The 15,254-nt window shown below is 66.3% G+C and carries 13 protein-coding genes; 3 read left to right on the forward strand and 10 right to left on the reverse strand.

Going from position 1 to position 15,254, the window contains the following annotated elements:
* Window positions 1–10 precede the first annotated feature (10 nt).
* Both QX051_RS06750 and QX051_RS06755 read left to right on the forward strand, forming a co-directional pair.
* Window positions 11–1,321 (forward strand): MFS transporter, encoded by a 1,311-nt coding sequence (locus QX051_RS06750; protein WP_315775542.1) that lies wholly within the window; start codon window positions 11–13, stop codon window positions 1,319–1,321.
* A gap of 108 nt (window positions 1,322–1,429) precedes the next feature.
* Window positions 1,430–1,912, forward strand: a complete 483-nt coding sequence (locus QX051_RS06755) for a CinA family protein (RefSeq protein ID WP_315775543.1) — start codon at window positions 1,430–1,432, stop codon at window positions 1,910–1,912.
* A 221-nt stretch (window positions 1,913–2,133) separates the two neighbouring features.
* Here the strand turns inward: QX051_RS06755 and QX051_RS06760 are convergent, their stop codons facing one another.
* The 10 genes from QX051_RS06760 to QX051_RS06805 all read right to left on the reverse strand — a co-directional run bounded on the left by QX051_RS06760 (window position 2,134) and on the right by QX051_RS06805 (window position 13,432).
* Window positions 2,134–3,474: an HlyD family type I secretion periplasmic adaptor subunit gene (locus QX051_RS06760; protein ID WP_315775544.1), complete on the reverse strand. Its 1,341-nt coding sequence runs from the start codon at window positions 3,472–3,474 to the stop codon at window positions 2,134–2,136.
* Window positions 3,471–5,213, reverse strand: a complete 1,743-nt coding sequence (locus tag QX051_RS06765; protein WP_315734816.1) for a type I secretion system permease/ATPase — start codon at window positions 5,211–5,213, stop codon at window positions 3,471–3,473. The genes QX051_RS06760 and QX051_RS06765 overlap by 4 nt, the downstream gene beginning before the upstream one ends.
* A 194-nt stretch (window positions 5,214–5,407) precedes the next feature.
* Entirely contained in the window at window positions 5,408–5,677 is a 270-nt protein-coding gene (locus QX051_RS06770; protein ID WP_315713716.1) for a GlsB/YeaQ/YmgE family stress response membrane protein, read from the reverse strand.
* Window positions 5,678–5,801: 124 nt separating this feature from the next.
* Complete coding sequence (locus QX051_RS06775; RefSeq protein ID WP_315775545.1) at window positions 5,802–6,785, reverse strand: ABC transporter ATP-binding protein; 984 nt, start codon at window positions 6,783–6,785, stop codon at window positions 5,802–5,804.
* 254 nt (window positions 6,786–7,039) lie between these two features.
* Entirely contained in the window at window positions 7,040–8,452 is a 1,413-nt protein-coding gene (locus QX051_RS06780) for an amidase (RefSeq protein ID WP_315775546.1), read from the reverse strand.
* Window positions 8,449–8,646 (reverse strand): hypothetical protein, encoded by a 198-nt coding sequence (locus QX051_RS06785; RefSeq protein ID WP_315775547.1) that lies wholly within the window; start codon window positions 8,644–8,646, stop codon window positions 8,449–8,451. The genes QX051_RS06780 and QX051_RS06785 overlap by 4 nt, the downstream gene beginning before the upstream one ends.
* A gap of 28 nt (window positions 8,647–8,674) precedes the next feature.
* Window positions 8,675–9,724 (reverse strand): oligopeptide/dipeptide ABC transporter ATP-binding protein, encoded by a 1,050-nt coding sequence (locus QX051_RS06790; protein WP_315775548.1) that lies wholly within the window; start codon window positions 9,722–9,724, stop codon window positions 8,675–8,677.
* 5 nt (window positions 9,725–9,729) lie between these two features.
* Window positions 9,730–10,608 carry an ABC transporter permease gene (locus tag QX051_RS06795; protein WP_315775549.1) on the reverse strand — a complete coding sequence of 293 codons (879 nt, stop codon included), beginning with the start codon at window positions 10,606–10,608 and terminating at the stop codon, window positions 9,730–9,732.
* A 28-nt stretch (window positions 10,609–10,636) separates the two neighbouring features.
* Window positions 10,637–11,590, reverse strand: a complete 954-nt coding sequence (locus QX051_RS06800) for an ABC transporter permease (protein WP_315775550.1) — start codon at window positions 11,588–11,590, stop codon at window positions 10,637–10,639.
* Between the two features lie 192 nt (window positions 11,591–11,782).
* Window positions 11,783–13,432: an ABC transporter substrate-binding protein gene (locus tag QX051_RS06805; RefSeq protein ID WP_409998071.1), complete on the reverse strand. Its 1,650-nt coding sequence runs from the start codon at window positions 13,430–13,432 to the stop codon at window positions 11,783–11,785.
* 218 nt (window positions 13,433–13,650) lie between these two features.
* On the opposite strand from QX051_RS06805, the gene QX051_RS06810 reads away from it, so the two are divergent.
* Entirely contained in the window at window positions 13,651–15,246 is a 1,596-nt protein-coding gene (locus tag QX051_RS06810; protein WP_315775551.1) for an ABC transporter substrate-binding protein, read from the forward strand.
* Window positions 15,247–15,254: the final 8 nt, after the last annotated feature.

The following is a 15,254-nucleotide window of genomic DNA, read 5'->3' on the forward strand; positions in this document are numbered from 1 at the left end:
GTTTCCCCGCGTGTCCTCAACGTCAATCCCGCAGCCGGCTACGATCCATTCGCGCATCGGCGCGATCCTGCGCGCCACCAGCGGCAATTTCCTCGAGCAGTTCGACTTCTTCCTGTTCGGGTTCTATGCCCCGATCATCGCCAAGGCGTTCTTCCCATCGGAGAACGAGACTGCATCTCTGCTGAACGCCTATGGCGTGTTCTGGCTCGGCGCCCTGATGCGGCCGGTCGGCGCGATCGTGCTCGGTGCCTATGTCGACAAGATCGGCCGGCGCCAGGGCCTGATCGTGACGCTCGGCATCATGGCGGTCGGCACCGTTGTCATCGCGTTCTGCCCGACCTATGCGACGATCGGCATCGCGGCCCCGATCATCGTGCTGCTCGGGCGGCTGTTGCAGGGCTTCTCGGCCGGCGTCGAGCTCGGCGGCGTGTCGGTCTATCTGTCCGAGATCTCCACGCCCGGCAATCGCGGCCTCTACACCTCGTTCCAGTCGTCCAGCCAGCAGGTCGCGATCTTCGTCGCGTCGGTCATCGGCTATGTGCTCAACCAGGCCATGCCGGCGGACATGGTGGCGGCCTGGGGCTGGCGCATCCCGTTCTTCATCGGTTGCCTGATCATTCCGCTGATCTTCTTCCTGCGCCGCACGCTGGAGGAGACGCCGGCCTTCCTCGCGATGAAGAAGCACCCGACCGCGCGCGAAGTATTCGCCTCGGCGCTGGAGAACTGGCGCATCGTGATCCTCGGCATGATGATCGCAGTGCTGACCACGACGATGTTCTACTTCATCACCGTCTACGGTCCCGGTTTCGGCAAGGAGCTGAAGCTGTCGGCGGCGGATTCACTGCTCGTCACCCTGCTGGTCGCCGTAACCAACTTCTTATGGAATCCGGTTGGCGGTGCGGTGTCGGATCGGATCGGACGCAAGCCGGTGCTGGTGACCATCGCGGCTCTGGCGTTGCTGACCGCCTATCCCGCCTTGCACTGGCTCGCGGCGGCGCCGAGCTTCGGCAAGCTGCTCGCGGTCGAAATGCTGTTCTCGTTCTATTTCGGCGTCTACAGCGGCACCATGCTGGGCTGCCTGGTCGAGATCGTGCCTGCGCATGTCCGCACCACCTGCTTCTCGATCGCCTTTGCGCTGGCGGCTGGGCTGTTCGGCACCGCGACGCCGGCGGTCTCGACCTGGCTCATCAACAAGACCGGCGACAAGGCCTCGCCCGGCTACTGGCTGATGTGCGCCGCCGTGCTCGGTATTATCGCAGCGATGACCGTCTATCGCGGCGGCCGCCAAGCCGTCGCGGCGCGCGAGCCGGTCATTGCGTGATCGCTGCGAGGGGCAGCGCCTTCCTTGGCGCGCGCTTTCGGCGCATGATGGTGGGAATGAACAGCAGCCGGCGGCAGCGGGTGTCGACGCTGCCGAAGGATGACCGCCATGCAGCACCTCATCGCTGTCGCCGAGAAGGTCGCGGCGCGGCTGATCGCCAACAAGCAGACCATTGCCGTTGCGGAGTCCTCCGCCGGCGGCCTGATCGCGGCGGCGCTGCTCGCGGTGCCCGGCGCCTCCGCCTATTTCCTCGGCGGCGCCGTGGTCTATACGCGCGACGCCCGCCGCGTGCTGATGGACATTCCGGACGAGGCGATGAAGGGCATTCGCTCGGCGTCGGAGCCTTATGCGGAGCTGCTGGCGCGGCAGATCAGGACACGCTTTGCGACCGATTGGGGCTTGTCGGAGACCGGCGCGGCCGGCCCGACCGGTAACCGCTATGGCGACGCCGCTGGCCATGCCTGTTTCGCGGTGGTCGGCCCCGCGACCGCTGTGGTCACTCTGGAGAGCGGCCGCAGCGACCGCTTTGCCAACATGCAGCTGTTCGCGAAAAGCGCGCTGGAGCTGTTGCTGACGAAGCTCGAACAGTAAGTGCTCCGGTGTCGTCCCGGGCAAGCAGCGGCGGCGCGGCAGCGCGGCCGATGCGCCGACCCGGGACCCATACCGCGTGATCCCGCTTGGGGCACGCTGCGCGTTGAACCTGCGACGCAAGCCAATGTCCGCCGGTGGTTATGGATCCCCGCGTTCGCGGGGATGACACTGAGTTTGGGGCAGCGCCAATGGTCTCGAAGCAGCGGCGTGTCGCCCTTGCCTCACTTCTCCCGGAACGCACGCATCAGCTGGTCGTGCAGCGGCTTCATCAGGTAGGAGATCACGGTGCGGTCGCCGGTCTGGACGAAGGCTTCGACCGGCATGCCCGGAATCAGCTTGACGTCGCCGAGCCGGGCGATCTCCTCGGGCGGCATCGAGACGCGGATGGTGTAATAGCTCTGGCCGGTGCGCTGGTCGGTGGTGACGTCGGGCGAGACGCGGCTGACGACGCCATTCAATTCCGGCGTGGTGCGCTGGTTGAAGGCGGAGAGCCGCAGCAAGGTCTTCTGGCCGACCTGCAGCTTGTCGATGTCCTGCGGATTGACCTTGGCTTCGACCTGGAGGTCGTCGCTCTGCGGCACGATCAGCATGATGGCGTCGCCCGCGGTGATGACGCCGCCCACGGTGTGGACGGTCGACTGCAGCACCATGCCGTCCTGCGGCGCGCGGATGTCGACGCGGCGCAGCTGGTCCTCGGCGGTGACCTTGCGCTCGACAAACTCGCCGATCTTGTCGGTGGTCTCGCGCAGGTCCTTGGACACCTCGCTCACCATGTCCTTGTCGACCTGGATGATCTGCAGCTCGGTCTCGCTGATCTTGCCCTTGGCCTGGGCGCGGGCCGCGATGAACTGCGCGCGCTCGCCATTGAGGCGGGCGGCGTCGCGCTCCAGGGCGGTCAGGCGCGACAGCTGCACCAGATGCTGCTCATACAGCTGGCGCACGCCATCGAGCTCCTTCTGCACCAGCGCGATCTCCTGGTCCTTGGCGCTGACCTGCGCCGAGAGGCCCTCGATCTCCTCGTTCAGCTGGGTGACGCGCTCGCGCAGCTGCGCCTTCTGCCCGACGCGGCCGTTGACGCGGACCTCGAACAGCTTGGTCTCGGAGGCGAGCAGGCTGTTGACGTCGGGATCGCTCAACCGCTGCAGCAGCTGCGGCGGGAACAGGATCTTGGCCCAGCCGCGCTGCTCCGCCTCGAGCCGGGCGGCGCGCGCCTGCAGCGCGTCGAGATTCTTGGTGACGATGGCGAGGCTCGCCTTGGTCACGGTGTCGTCCAACCTGACAACGACGTCGCCGGACTTGACGACGTCGCCGTCGCGCGCCCTGAGCTCGCCGACCACGCCGCCGGTCGGATGCTGCACCTTCTTGACGTTGGATTCGACCACGATCTGGCCCGGCGCGATCAGCGCGCCGGAGATCTGCTGCGTCGCGGCCCAGCCGCCGAGCCCGCCGGCGACTGCAACGACGACGCCCATGCCGACCAGCAGGTGACGCCTTATCGACTCGCGCACGCTCTCCGGCTTGCGCGCCCTCGGAAGAGGAGCAGCGACGACCTGACTGCTCATGACTTCGTCACTCCGGCCTCCGAGACGATCTTGATCGGTGCCGGCGGGCGCGGCTGAAGCACCTGCGCCAGCACCGTCTCCTTCGGACCGAAGGCCTGCGCGCGGCCGTCCTTCATCACCAGGACCTGATCGACCGCCTCGATGCCGATCGGCCGGTGTGCGACGATGACCACGATCGCGCCGCGCGCCCGCGCCGAGCGCACCGCGCGCGACAACGCCTCGTCGCCTTCGGTGTCGAGATTGGAGTTGGGCTCGTCGAGCACGATCAGGAACGGATTGCCATAGAGCGCGCGCGCCAGCGCCACGCGCTGCGCCTGGCCCGCCGACAGCGCTGCGCCCTGCTCGCCGATCTCTGTATCGTAGCCGTCGCGCATCTTGATGATCATGTCGTGCACGCCGGCCTCCTTGGCGGCGGCGATGATGCCGTCGGCGGAGGCTTTCGGATCGAAGCGGCAGATGTTCTGCGCCACGGTGCCGCCGAACAGCTCGACATCCTGCGGCAGATAGCCGATGTGTCGGCCGAGCTCGTCCGTCGACCATTGGTCAAGCGCCGCGCCGTCGAGCCGGACATGGCCGCGCACCGGACGCCAGACGCCGACCAGCGCGCGGACCAGCGACGACTTGCCCGACGCGCTCGGGCCGATGATGCCAAGGCCGTTGCCGGCGGACAGCGCGAAGCTCACGTCCTGCACGATCGCCTTCTGATCGCCGGGCGCGACGATCGAGATGGCCTCGACCGAGAGCTTGCCGACCGGCGGCTGCAACAGGGTCGGCGCCGGTCGCTGCGGCATCGTCTGCAACAGATGGCTGAGACGGCGCCAGCTCTGGCGCGCGGCAACGAAGCTCTTCCAATGCGCGATCGCGAGATCGACCGGCGCCAGCGCCCGCGCGCTCAGGATCGAGCCGGCGATGATGATGCCCGCGGTCGCCTCCTGATGGATCACGAGATAGGCGCCGACCGCGAGCACCGCGGACTGCAGCATCATGCGCAGCACCTTGGCGATGGCGCCGAGGCCGCCGGCGACGTCGCTGGCGCGCTGGTTGCCGGCGAGATATTTCTCGTTGGTCTCGCTCCAACGCGACAGCATGCGCCCGGTCATGCCCATCGCGACCAGCACCTCCGCGTTGCGCCGGCTTGCGGTGGCGAGATCATTGCGGCGGGCGGCGAGCCCCATCGCCTCCTTGGCGGGAGTGCGGGTGAGGAATTCGGTGATCAGCGTCAGGGTGACGAGGATGATGGCGCCGGCCAGCGCGGTGACGCCGAGCATCACGTGAAAGGCGAAGCAGATTGCCAGATACAGCGGCAGCCACGGCAGATCGAAGAACGCGCCCGGCCCCTGGCTGCCGAGAAAGCTCCTGATGTTGTCGAGGTCGCGCAACGGCTGCAGCCCTTCGTTGCGACCGCCGGCCGCCAGCGGCAACCGCACCACGGTGTCGAACACCCGCGCGTTCAGGCTCTCATCCAGGGCGGTGCCGATGCGGCCGAGAATACGGCTACGGATCATGTCGAGCGCGCCCTGAGCGGCGTAAAGCCCGGCGGCGATGATGATCAGGCCGATCAGGGTCGGCACGGACCGGCTGGGCAGCACCCGGTCGTAGACCTCGAGCATGAAGATCGAGCCGGTGAGGTACAGCAGGTTGATGATGCAGCTCATCGCCCCAACGCCGATGAAGGCGCTGCGGCAACCGCGCAAGGCATCGCTGAGCTCGGATTGCCTCACGTGAGGTGCGGCCGCCATCACCACCATCTCTTCAATTGATCAAATGAGCTGCATGACCGCCGATCAAAAGCACAAACTGGCGGCAAACAAGGCGAAATATACTGATTCCTGCGGTGAGCGTCCAACGATGCTCACTTTAGCGTAAATTAGCTATGTGCTTAGGTATGTCGCGTGGCGCAGTGCAAACGTTCAGCCGCGCCGGATCGCAAGCCCTAGAGCCGCCCGCCGGTCCGCACCAGCCGCACCACCAGCAGAAGAATGATGGCGCCGAGCGCGGAGTAGACGATTTCCGACACGAGGCCGGTCCCGATCCGGACGCCAAGCCGCGGGAAGATCAGGCTCGCGACCAAGGCGCCGAGCACGCCGATCACGATGTCGCCGACCAGCCCGAAGCCGGTGCCGCGCACGATCTTGCCCGCGAGCCAGCCTGCAACTAGGCCAACGAACAGAATGACCAGGATACCTTCGTTCGATACGTGCATGGCGCGTCCTCATCCGGCGCGGACGATCGGTCCCACGCGTGCCAGCACCTTAGCGAGGCCGCCGCGACGCTTCGACACGCGATGCACGGTTTCGGCCGGTGAGTAGCGCGTTTCGGGCGAACCGTTACGTCGCCGCCACACTTGCCGGCGCCTCGGCCAGGATACAGCGCGCCAGCCGCTGCGGCCCGAGCGCAATGTTCGGCGGCATCGCCTCCGAGCAGCGCGGCTGCGCCAGGCTGCAGCGCGGTGCGAACGAGCAGCTCCGCGGCGCCCGGTCGAGCGAGGGTGGCGTGCCGGGAATGGCCTGCAGCCGCTCGCCGCGCCTGGCACCGTGGATCGTCGAAGCCAGCAGGCCGCGCGCGTAGGGGTGCATGGGTTGGCGCACGATCTCGCGCAAGCTGCCCTGCTCCACGATCTCTCCGGCATACATCACGGCGAGGCGGTCGCAGATCTCGATCGCGACGCCGATGTCGTGGGTGACGAAGATGACGGACATGCCAAACTCGCGCTGCAGTTCGCGCAGCAGCAGCAGGATCTGGATCTGCACGGTGGCGTCGAGTGCGGTGGTGGGCTCGTCCGCCAGCAGCACTTTCGGCCGGCACGCCAGCGCCAGCGCGATCATCGCCCGCTGGCGCATGCCGCCGGACATCTCGTGCGGATAGGACTCCAGGCGACGCTTCGCCGAGGGAATCCTGACGACGTCGAGCATCTCCAGCGCCCGCGCCTGCGCTTCTGCAAAACTCTTGCCCTCGTGCCGCATGACAGTCTCGGCGATCTGCCGGCCGATGGTATAGACCGGATCGAGCGCAAGTCCCGGCTCCTGGAAGATCATCGACACGGAGCGGCCGCGAAACTGCGACAGCTCCTCGTCGTTCATCGCCAGCACGTCGCGGCCCAGCACCTTGACACTGCCGGAGATCTGCGTCCGCTTGTTCGGCAACAGCCGCATCAGCGCCCGCATGGTCACGCTCTTGCCCGAACCGGACTCGCCGAGCAGGCCGAGCACCTCGCCGTCGCCGAGCGACAGGCTGACGTCGTTCACCGCATGCACGGTGCGCTCGCCGGTGAAGCGGATGGTGAGATTGTCGATCTCGACGAGGTTGGTCATGGGGAGGCTATCTCACCTTGCCGTCAGGAACGCCGTGGCCAATTGCGAAGTGAGCTGCCACCCTCCCCTGGAGGGGGAGGGTCGGCTCGCATGAAGCGCAGCGGAATGCGAGACGGGGTGGGGTGACAGCCCCTCCATTGACTCGCTTCCAAGGGGAGAGACCGTCACCCCACCCCGATTGCGCATTGCATGCGCAATCGACCCTCCCCCTCCAGGGGAGGGCGAGACCATCGAGCGGCATGCACAGATCTCCCTCATGGCAGCGTCGGCACCCTGGCGTGGAAATCAGTCGCGCGCTGGAAGGCGGCGCCGATGGTCAGGATCGTCGCCTCATCGAACGCGCGGCCGATCAGTTGCATGCCGACCGGAAGACCCGTCGACGTGAAGCCGGTCGGGATCGCCAGCGATGGCAGGCCGAGATAGTTCACCGGGCGGGTGAAGCGGGTGATGCGCTGGATCACGGCCTCCGCACCCGGCGCGCCGCCAACATCGCTCTCGACGATCGAAGGTGTCACCAGCGGCGACACCGGTGCGACCACCGCATCGACGCCTGACGTCGCTGCGACATGCGCCGCCAGAGCCGCACCGCGCCAGCGCAGCGCTTCGAGATAGGTCACACCGGAGACCGCCAGCGCGTTCTGCAGCCGCATCAGCACCTGCGGGCCATAGTCCTGCGGACGCTCGATCATCCAGCGCTTGTGGAAGGCGGCCGCCTCGACCGCTAGCACGAGCTGGCAGGCCGCGGTGAGCTGGCGCTGATCCGGCAGCTCGACCTGAACCACATCGGCGCCCTCGGTCTTCAGGACCGCGATCGTCGCATCGAGACAGCGCGCCACCTCAGGATCGAGGTCGTCGACATAGAACGCCTTGGGCACGCCGATCCTGAGACCCTTGATCGAGGCCTGGGTGGCCGCGACATAGTCCGGCACGGTCGCGGCACTGGCGGTCGGATCCTCGGGATCAGGACCGGCCATCAGCCCGAGCAGCAACGCGCAATCCTCGGCAGTCTGAGCAAGAGGTCCGACCGTGTCGAGCGACTGCGACAGCGGCATCGCACCGGCGCGGCTGACGCGGCCCCAGGTGACCTTCAGGCCGGTGACGCCGCAGAAATTCGCGGGCATGCGGATCGAGCCGCCGGTGTCGGAGCCGAGCGCCGCAAAGGTGAGACGCGCGCCGACCGCCGAGCCGGAGCCGGACGACGAGCCGCCGGTGACGTAGCCGAGCTTCCAGGGATTGTGCACCGGACCGTAATGCGCGTTGTGGCCGGTCGGGCCATAGGCGAACTCGGCCATCTGCAAGGTGCCGAGCCGGATCGATCCGGCATCCTTCAGCCGCTGCAGCGCGGTCGACGTCGTCGTCGCCACGAAGTCGCGCCGGATCAGCGAGCCGCAGGTCGAGATGTGGCCGGCCTCGTAGTACATGTCCTTGTGGGCGAGCGGCACGCCATGCAGCGGGCCCTTCTGGCCGTCCTTGGCCAGGGCGGAATCGGCCTCGGCGGCCGCCTTCAACGCCGGCTCGGACTCGATCGCCATGAAGGCGTTCAGCTTCGGCTGCCACTGCGCGATGCGGTGCAGGCAGGAGCGCGTCACCTCGACCGAAGAGAGCTTCCTGTCCGCGATCGCCTTCGCGACGTCGGTCAGGGTCATCAAGGCAGGTTCGGTGCTCATCGGCCCACCTTCAGCGTCTGCGCCACGACGTAGCTCGCAGGCTCCAGGTCGAACGGCAGGGTGCCGGCGACAGCGGCGAAGTTGTCGAAGGCCGGTCCGATCGACTCGGCGATGCGGGTCGCGACCTCCTTGTCGACGGGCAGCCCGGAGGCCTCCGCGATGGCACTGACTTGCTGGGGCGTGGGTCTGGTCATTCCGCTTCTCGCTGCTGGTGTCCGCTCGTCAGGCGGCCGGCGCCCGGCTGTGTCCCGAGCCGGATATCGCCATGTGGCAGGCGGCCTGATGGCCCATTGTATCCAGCTCCGTCAATCTTGGCGCGACATTCGAGCAGAGCAGCTCCGCGAACGGACAGCGGGTATGAAACCGGCAGCCGGCCGGCGGATCGATCGGATTCGGCGGATCGCCCGAGAGCGGCGGCAGCTCGGTGCGCCGGTCCGGATCGGACGACGGCATCGCCGCCAGCAGCGCCCGCGTATAGGGATGCGCCGGCCTGGCCCAGACCTGCTCGACCGGGCCGAGCTCGACGACCTCGCCGAGATACATCACCAGCACGCGATCGGAGATGTAGTTGATGACGTTGAGATCGTGGCTGATGAACAGATAGGTCAGGCCGAACTCGCGCTTCAGGTCCATCAGCAGGTTCAGCACCTGCGCCTCGACCGATTTGTCGAGCGCCGACACCGCCTCGTCGAGGATCACCAGGCGCGGCGACAGCGCGAGCGCGCGGGCGATGTTGACGCGCTGGCGCTGACCACCGGAGATCTCGTGCGGATAACGGTTGGCGAAGGTTTCGGACCTCAGGCCGACCTTGCCGAGCAGTTCGCGGGCGAACGCCCGTGCCGCGATGTCGGTCATGCCGTGCACCTTCGGCCCGAACGCGATCGACTCCTCGATCGTCAGCCGCGGATTGAGCGAGGCATAGGAATCCTGGAACACCATCTGCATGCCGCGACGCAGCTCGCGCAGTGACATCTCATGCCCGACCTGGCGGCCGTCGAAGATGATCTCGCCGGCATCCCGCTCCATCAGGTGCATCAAAAGCCGCGCCGTCGTCGACTTGCCGCAGCCGGATTCGCCGACGATGCCGACGGTCTCGCCCTTGCCAATGACAAACGAGACATCGTCGACCGCGCGCACCGTCTTGCGTGCGCCGAACAGGCCGCCACGCACCGGGAAATGTTTGGTCAGGCCATCGACCCGCAGCAGCGGCTGCGCCTTGCCGCCGAGGTCCTCGATCGGCTCCAGGCCGGTGACTGCCGTTGCTTCACTCATGATCATCAGCTCCGGATGTCCATGGCGCTGCGCAGGCCGTCGCTGAGCAGGTTGAAGCAGATGGAGACAGCAAAAATCATCACGCCCGGCAGCGCCGCCACCCACGGATTGACGTAGATCGCGGTGCGGAGCGTGTTCAGCATCAGGCCCCATTCCGGCTCCGGCGGCTTGGTGCCGAGACCAAGGAACGAGAGACCCGCAGCGAGGATCATCGATACCGAGATCAGGCCGGTGGCGTAGACGAAGATCGGCCCGAGCACGTTGCCGAGCATGTGCGCGCGCATGATCGTGAACGATGAGGCACCGGAGGCCCGCGCCGCCTCGACGAAATCGCGGTTGCGCACACCCGTGGTGACGCTCTCGGCGACGCGGGTGATCTGCGGCACGAACACGATGGTGAGCGAGACGATGGAGTTGGTGATGCCGGCGCCGAGCGCGCCGGAGATCGCGATCGCCAGCAGCACCGAGGGGAAGGCGTAGAACACGTCGATGGTGCGCATGATCGCGGTGTTGACCCAGCCGCCGACATAGCCGGCGACGAGGCCCAACGTGGTGCCGATGCCGAAGGCGAGAATGACCGGCGAGATGCCGATCAGCAGCGACAGCCGCCCGCCATAGATCAGCCGCGCCAGCATGTCGCGTCCGAGCTCGTCGGTGCCGAGCGGATAGCTCGCCGTGCCGATGTGGCGCAGGCGGCGGATCATCGAGCCCTGATAGGGATCGGCGAGATGCAGATAGGGCGCGAGCAAAGCGGAGAGCAGGATCAGCAGCAGGATCGCGACGCAGACCATGCTGACCTTGTCCCTGACGATGCGGCGGCCGACCGTCGCCCAATAGCCGCGCGCGTTCGCCACCGGCGCGGCCTGCAGAGAGGTGTCGTTCATCGTGCTCGTGGGACTGACGCTCACCGCACTAGCCTCGCTTGATGCGCGGATCGATCGCGGCCTGCGCGATGTCGACCACGAGGTTGAGGATGACGAAGAACATCGCCAGCACCAGGATCGTGCCCTGCAGCAGCGGCAGGTCGCGCTGGAAGATCGCCGAGTTCAACAGCAGGCCCGAGCCTGGCCATGAGAACACGGTCTCGATCAGGATCGAGCCGCCGAGCATGTAGCCGAGCTGCAGCCCCATGATCGCCAGCGCCGTCGGTGCGGCGTTCTTCAGCACATGGCGGAACACATGGGTCTCGCGCAGCCCCTTGGCGCGCAGCGCCTCGACGAAATCCTGGCTCAGGATGTCGCCCGTCAGCGCGCGCACGGTGCGGGTGATGATGCCCATCGGGATCACCGACGTGGTGATCGCGGGCAGCACCAGGAAGCGGATATGCGCCCAGTCCCATGACCACGCGCCCGAGCCGGACGGACCCGCGCCGACCGCGGGCAGCCAGTTCAGCTCGACCGAGAAGATGATGACGAGCACCATGCCGAGCCAGTAATGCGGCACCGAGACGCCGGCGATCGCGATCGAGGTCGCGACCTTGTCGATCCAGCTATCGCGGAAATAACCGGCGACGAGGCCGAAGAACAGGCCGAGCGAGAAGCCGATGATGGCGGCCGCGATCGCGAGCGTGACAGTGTTGGACACCGCGCGCAGCACTTCCGCCAGCACGGGGCGACCGGTCGCGATCGAGCTGCCGAGATCACCATTGACCGCGCGCCACAGCCATAGCCCGAACTGCACCGGCAGCGGCTTGTCGAAGCCATAGGCGACGCGGAGCTGCTGCGCGAGCTCCTGCGACGCGTCGGCCGGCAGCACCGCGACCAAGGGATCACCGGGCGTGATGTGAACGAGCATGAAGCAGACGAGCGCGACGCCGATGATGATCGGAATCGCATAGACCATCCGCCTGGCAGCATAAGAGAGCACGAGTCACCTTGTTCTTACCTTCTCCCCTTGTGGGAGAAGGTGGCGCGGACGCAGTCCGCGACGGATGAGGGGGCTTTATCCGCGGACTGTGCCCTGAGTGAGAGATCCGATTCGCGGAGACAACCCCTCACCCGGCTTCGCTTCGCGAAGCCACCCTCTCCCACAAGGGGAGAGGGTAAGCACCGCCTGATGCTACGGCTCCACCGAGATCGGCGAGAAGTCGATGAACCAGCTCTTCGGCTGCACCACGCCCTTGACCTTCGGGCTCATGGCGCGCGGGCCGACGTCGTGGGCGACGTAGAGGAACGCCGCGTCGTCGACCGAGGCCGCATGCAGCTCGGCCAGCGCCTTGTCGCGCTCGGCGGGGTCGAAGGTCTGGCGCGCCTTCTTCACCAGCTCGTCGAACTTCGGGTTGTTGATGAAGCCCCAGTTGTTGGAGACCGGCGGCGCCATCGAGGACTGCAGGAAGCGCACCAGCGCAAAGAAGGGGTCCATCGCTGCGTAGGTCACGTTGGTGGCGTTGGCGCCGTTGGCGGACGGATCCTTGGCGCCGCGGCGCCAGTTGGTGAACAGCGTGTTCCACTCGATGACGTCGAGCTTGACGTCGAAATAGCACTCGGCCAGTGCCTGCTGCAGATATTCGTTCATCGGCAGCGGCTGCATCTGGCCCGATCCCGACGCCGAGGTCTGCGTCTTGACCTCGAGCTTCTTGTTCGGACCGTAGCCGGCCTCCTGCATCAGCTTCTGCGCAGCCGCCTTGTCGTACTTGATCTCGAAGGTGACGTTGCCGCGCCAGGGATGGCCCTGCTCGAAGGTGCCGGTCGCGGGCACCATCAGGCCAGCGAGCAGTCCGTCGCGCAGGCCCTCGCGATCGACGCAGAGATTGGCCGCCTTGCGAACGCGGATGTCGTTCCACGGCGAGCCGTCGACGCGCGAGAACTGCCAGGGCCAGACATGCGGCTGCTCATTGGCGTAGAGATTGAAGCCGCGCTGCTTGATCTCGGGTAGCGCATCCGGCGCCGGCGCCTCGACCCAGTCGACCTGACCCGACAGCAGCGCCGCGGTGCGCGCATTGGCTTCCGGCATCGGCAGCAGGATCATCTTGTCGGACTTCGGCACGCGCGCCTTGTCCCAATAGGCGTCGTTCTTCGCCAGTTCCAGCCGCTCGCGCGGCGTGAACTTGGTCATCTTCCACGGGCCGGTGCCAGAGGCGTTCTTGGCAAACGCGGCCCAGGCGGCTTGCGACTTCGCCTTGTCGTCGGCGCCGGTCGCGGCCTCATAGAGCTTCTGCCACTTCGTCGGGCTCGCCATGAACAGGTTGGTGAGGTTGATCGGCAGGAAGCTGTCCGGCTCCTTGGTCGTCAGCTCGACCGTGAGGTCGTCGATCTTGCGCGCAGACGCCAGCGTCGGCATGCGCGAGGCGGTGACGCCGACCTGGCTCGGATCGAATTGCGGCGCGTCCTGCTTCAGCACCTTCTCGACGTTCCACACCACGGCATCGGCATTGAATGGCGCGCCGTCATGGAAGGTGACGCCGGGACGCAGCTTGAACGTCCATTTGGTCTTGTCGGCGTCATCGACCTTCCACTCGGTGGCGAGGCCGGGAATGACGACGCTCGGCTTGTCCGCCGACGACAGGTCCCACATCGTCAGCGCGTCGTACATCGTGAGGCCGGTGAAGCGGTTGCCCTCGAAGCCTTGATCGGGCTGGCCGAGCGTGCGCGGAATGTCTGCGGCAGTCATGCCGATGCGCAGCACGGATTCCGCGCAGGCTTGCGCCGGCAGCGCGAGGACCGAGACCGTCGTCATCATGGCAGCCGCAACAGCCGCACGTTCCTTCATTGAGGTCGCAATACGCGAAAGCACGATCAACATCTCCGATCAAGCTGGCTAAATTCTGTGCATCGTTATGCAACGGCTATGCCAGCGGTGCCTTCGCGCACGGCCCTGCGACGCGAGGTCACAACCGTTTGTACTCAAATGATCACGACCGGGGCTTGGCACCCGGATTGCAGGTTTCGCGGATCGAATTGATCCGATTGCCACGGAGCTTCACCCGCATGCGTATCCTCAACTCACTGCTTGCCACCGCGCTTGTGCTCGGCCTCTCGGCCGGCGCGGCGCGGGCCGAAACCGTTCTACGCTACGGCATCTCGATGGCCGACATCCCGCTGACGACCGGCCAGCCCGATCGCGGCGCCGGCGCCTATCAGTTTACCGGCTATACGATCTATGATCCGCTGGTCGCGTGGGACATGAGCACAGCCGACAAGCCCGGCAAGCTGATCCCGGGCCTCGCCAGCGAGTGGAAGTTCGATGACGCCGACAAGACCAAGTGGCGCTTCACCCTGCGCAAGGGCGTCAAGTTCCACGACGGCAGCGACTTCAATGCCGATGCGGTGATCTGGAATCTGGACAAGGTGCTCAACGATAAGGCACCGCAGTTCGACAAGCGGCAGAGCGCACAGGTCAAGACGCGCCTTCCGTCGGTGGCAAGCTACGCCAAGATCGACGACTCCACGGTCGAGATCACCACCAAGACGGTCGACTCGTTCTTTCCCTATCAGATGCTGTGGTTCCTGATTTCGAGCCCGGCGCAGTATGAGAAGCTCGGCAAGGACTGGGACAAGTTCGCCAGCCAGCCCTCCGGCACCGGGCCGTTCAAGCTGACCAAGTTCGTGCCGCGCGAGCTCGCCGAGCTGACGAAGAATTCCGAATATTGGAACAAGGACCGGCTGCCGAAGACGGACAAGCTGGTGCTGGTGCCGATGCCGGAAGCGCTGACCCGCACCAATGCGCTGCTCGCCGGCCAGGTCGACCTGATCGAGACGCCGGCGCCGGACGCCGTGCCGCAGCTCAAGGCCGCCGGCATGAAGCTCGTCGACAACGTCACGCCGCATGTCTGGAACTATCATCTCAGCGTGCTGCCGGGATCGCCCTGGACCGATATCCGCCTGCGCAAGGCGCTCAATCTTGCCATCAACCGCGACGAGGTCGTGGGTCTGATGAACGGCCTCGCCAAGCCGGCCAAGGGCCAGGTCGACCCGTCGAGCCCGTGGTTCGGCAAGCCGAGCTTCGAGCTGAAATATGATGTCGCCGCCGCCAAGAAGCTGGTCGAGGAGGCCGGCTACTCCAAGGACAAGCCGCTCAAGACCACCTTCATCATCGCGCAGGGCGGCACCGGCCAGATGCTGTCGCTGCCGATGAACGAATATCTGCAGCAGAGCTTCAAGGAAATCGGCATCGACATCGACTTCAAGGTCGTCGAGTTGGAGACGCTGTACACGCATTGGCGCAAGGGCGCGGCGGACGAGATGAACGCCGGCATCACCGCCAACAACATCGCCTATGTCACATCGGACCCGCTCTACGCGATCGTCCGCTTCTTCGCCTCCGACCAGATCGCGCCCGTTGGCGTCAACTGGGGCGGCTACAAGAACCCCAAGGTCGATGCGCTGATTGCTGAAGCCAAGCAGACGTTCGATCCGGCCAAGCAGGACGAGTTGATCGCGCAGGCGCATGCGGCTGTGGTCGACGATGCGGTGCTGGTCTGGGTCGTGCACGACACCAACCCGCACGCGCTAGCGCCGAAGGTCAAGAAGTTCGTGCAGGCGCAACACTGGTTCCAGGACCTGACGACGATCGGGGCGGAATAACTGACCGG

It is taken from the genome of Bradyrhizobium sp. SZCCHNR1053, assembly GCF_032381235.1.
Taxonomy (GTDB): Bacteria; Pseudomonadota; Alphaproteobacteria; order Rhizobiales; family Xanthobacteraceae; genus Bradyrhizobium.

Coding starts and splice junctions, on each gene's coding strand:
- QX051_RS06755 (WP_315775543.1), top strand. CDS start 1,430: ATGCAGCACCTCATCGCTGTCGCCGAGAAGGTCGCGGCGCGGCTGATC.
- QX051_RS06760 (WP_315775544.1), bottom strand. CDS start 3,474: ATGAGCAGTCAGGTCGTCGCTGCTCCTCTTCCGAGGGCGCGCAAGCCG.
- QX051_RS06765 (WP_315734816.1), bottom strand. CDS start 5,213: ATGGCGGCCGCACCTCACGTGAGGCAATCCGAGCTCAGCGATGCCTTG.
- QX051_RS06770 (WP_315713716.1), bottom strand. CDS start 5,677: ATGCACGTATCGAACGAAGGTATCCTGGTCATTCTGTTCGTTGGCCTA.
- QX051_RS06775 (WP_315775545.1), bottom strand. CDS start 6,785: ATGACCAACCTCGTCGAGATCGACAATCTCACCATCCGCTTCACCGGC.
- QX051_RS06780 (WP_315775546.1), bottom strand. CDS start 8,452: ATGAGCACCGAACCTGCCTTGATGACCCTGACCGACGTCGCGAAGGCG.
- QX051_RS06785 (WP_315775547.1), bottom strand. CDS start 8,646: ATGACCAGACCCACGCCCCAGCAAGTCAGTGCCATCGCGGAGGCCTCC.
- QX051_RS06790 (WP_315775548.1), bottom strand. CDS start 9,724: ATGAGTGAAGCAACGGCAGTCACCGGCCTGGAGCCGATCGAGGACCTC.
- QX051_RS06795 (WP_315775549.1), bottom strand. CDS start 10,608: ATGAACGACACCTCTCTGCAGGCCGCGCCGGTGGCGAACGCGCGCGGC.
- QX051_RS06805 (WP_409998071.1), bottom strand. CDS start 13,432: ATGAAGGAACGTGCGGCTGTTGCGGCTGCCATGATGACGACGGTCTCG.
- QX051_RS06810 (WP_315775551.1), top strand. CDS start 13,651: ATGCGTATCCTCAACTCACTGCTTGCCACCGCGCTTGTGCTCGGCCTC.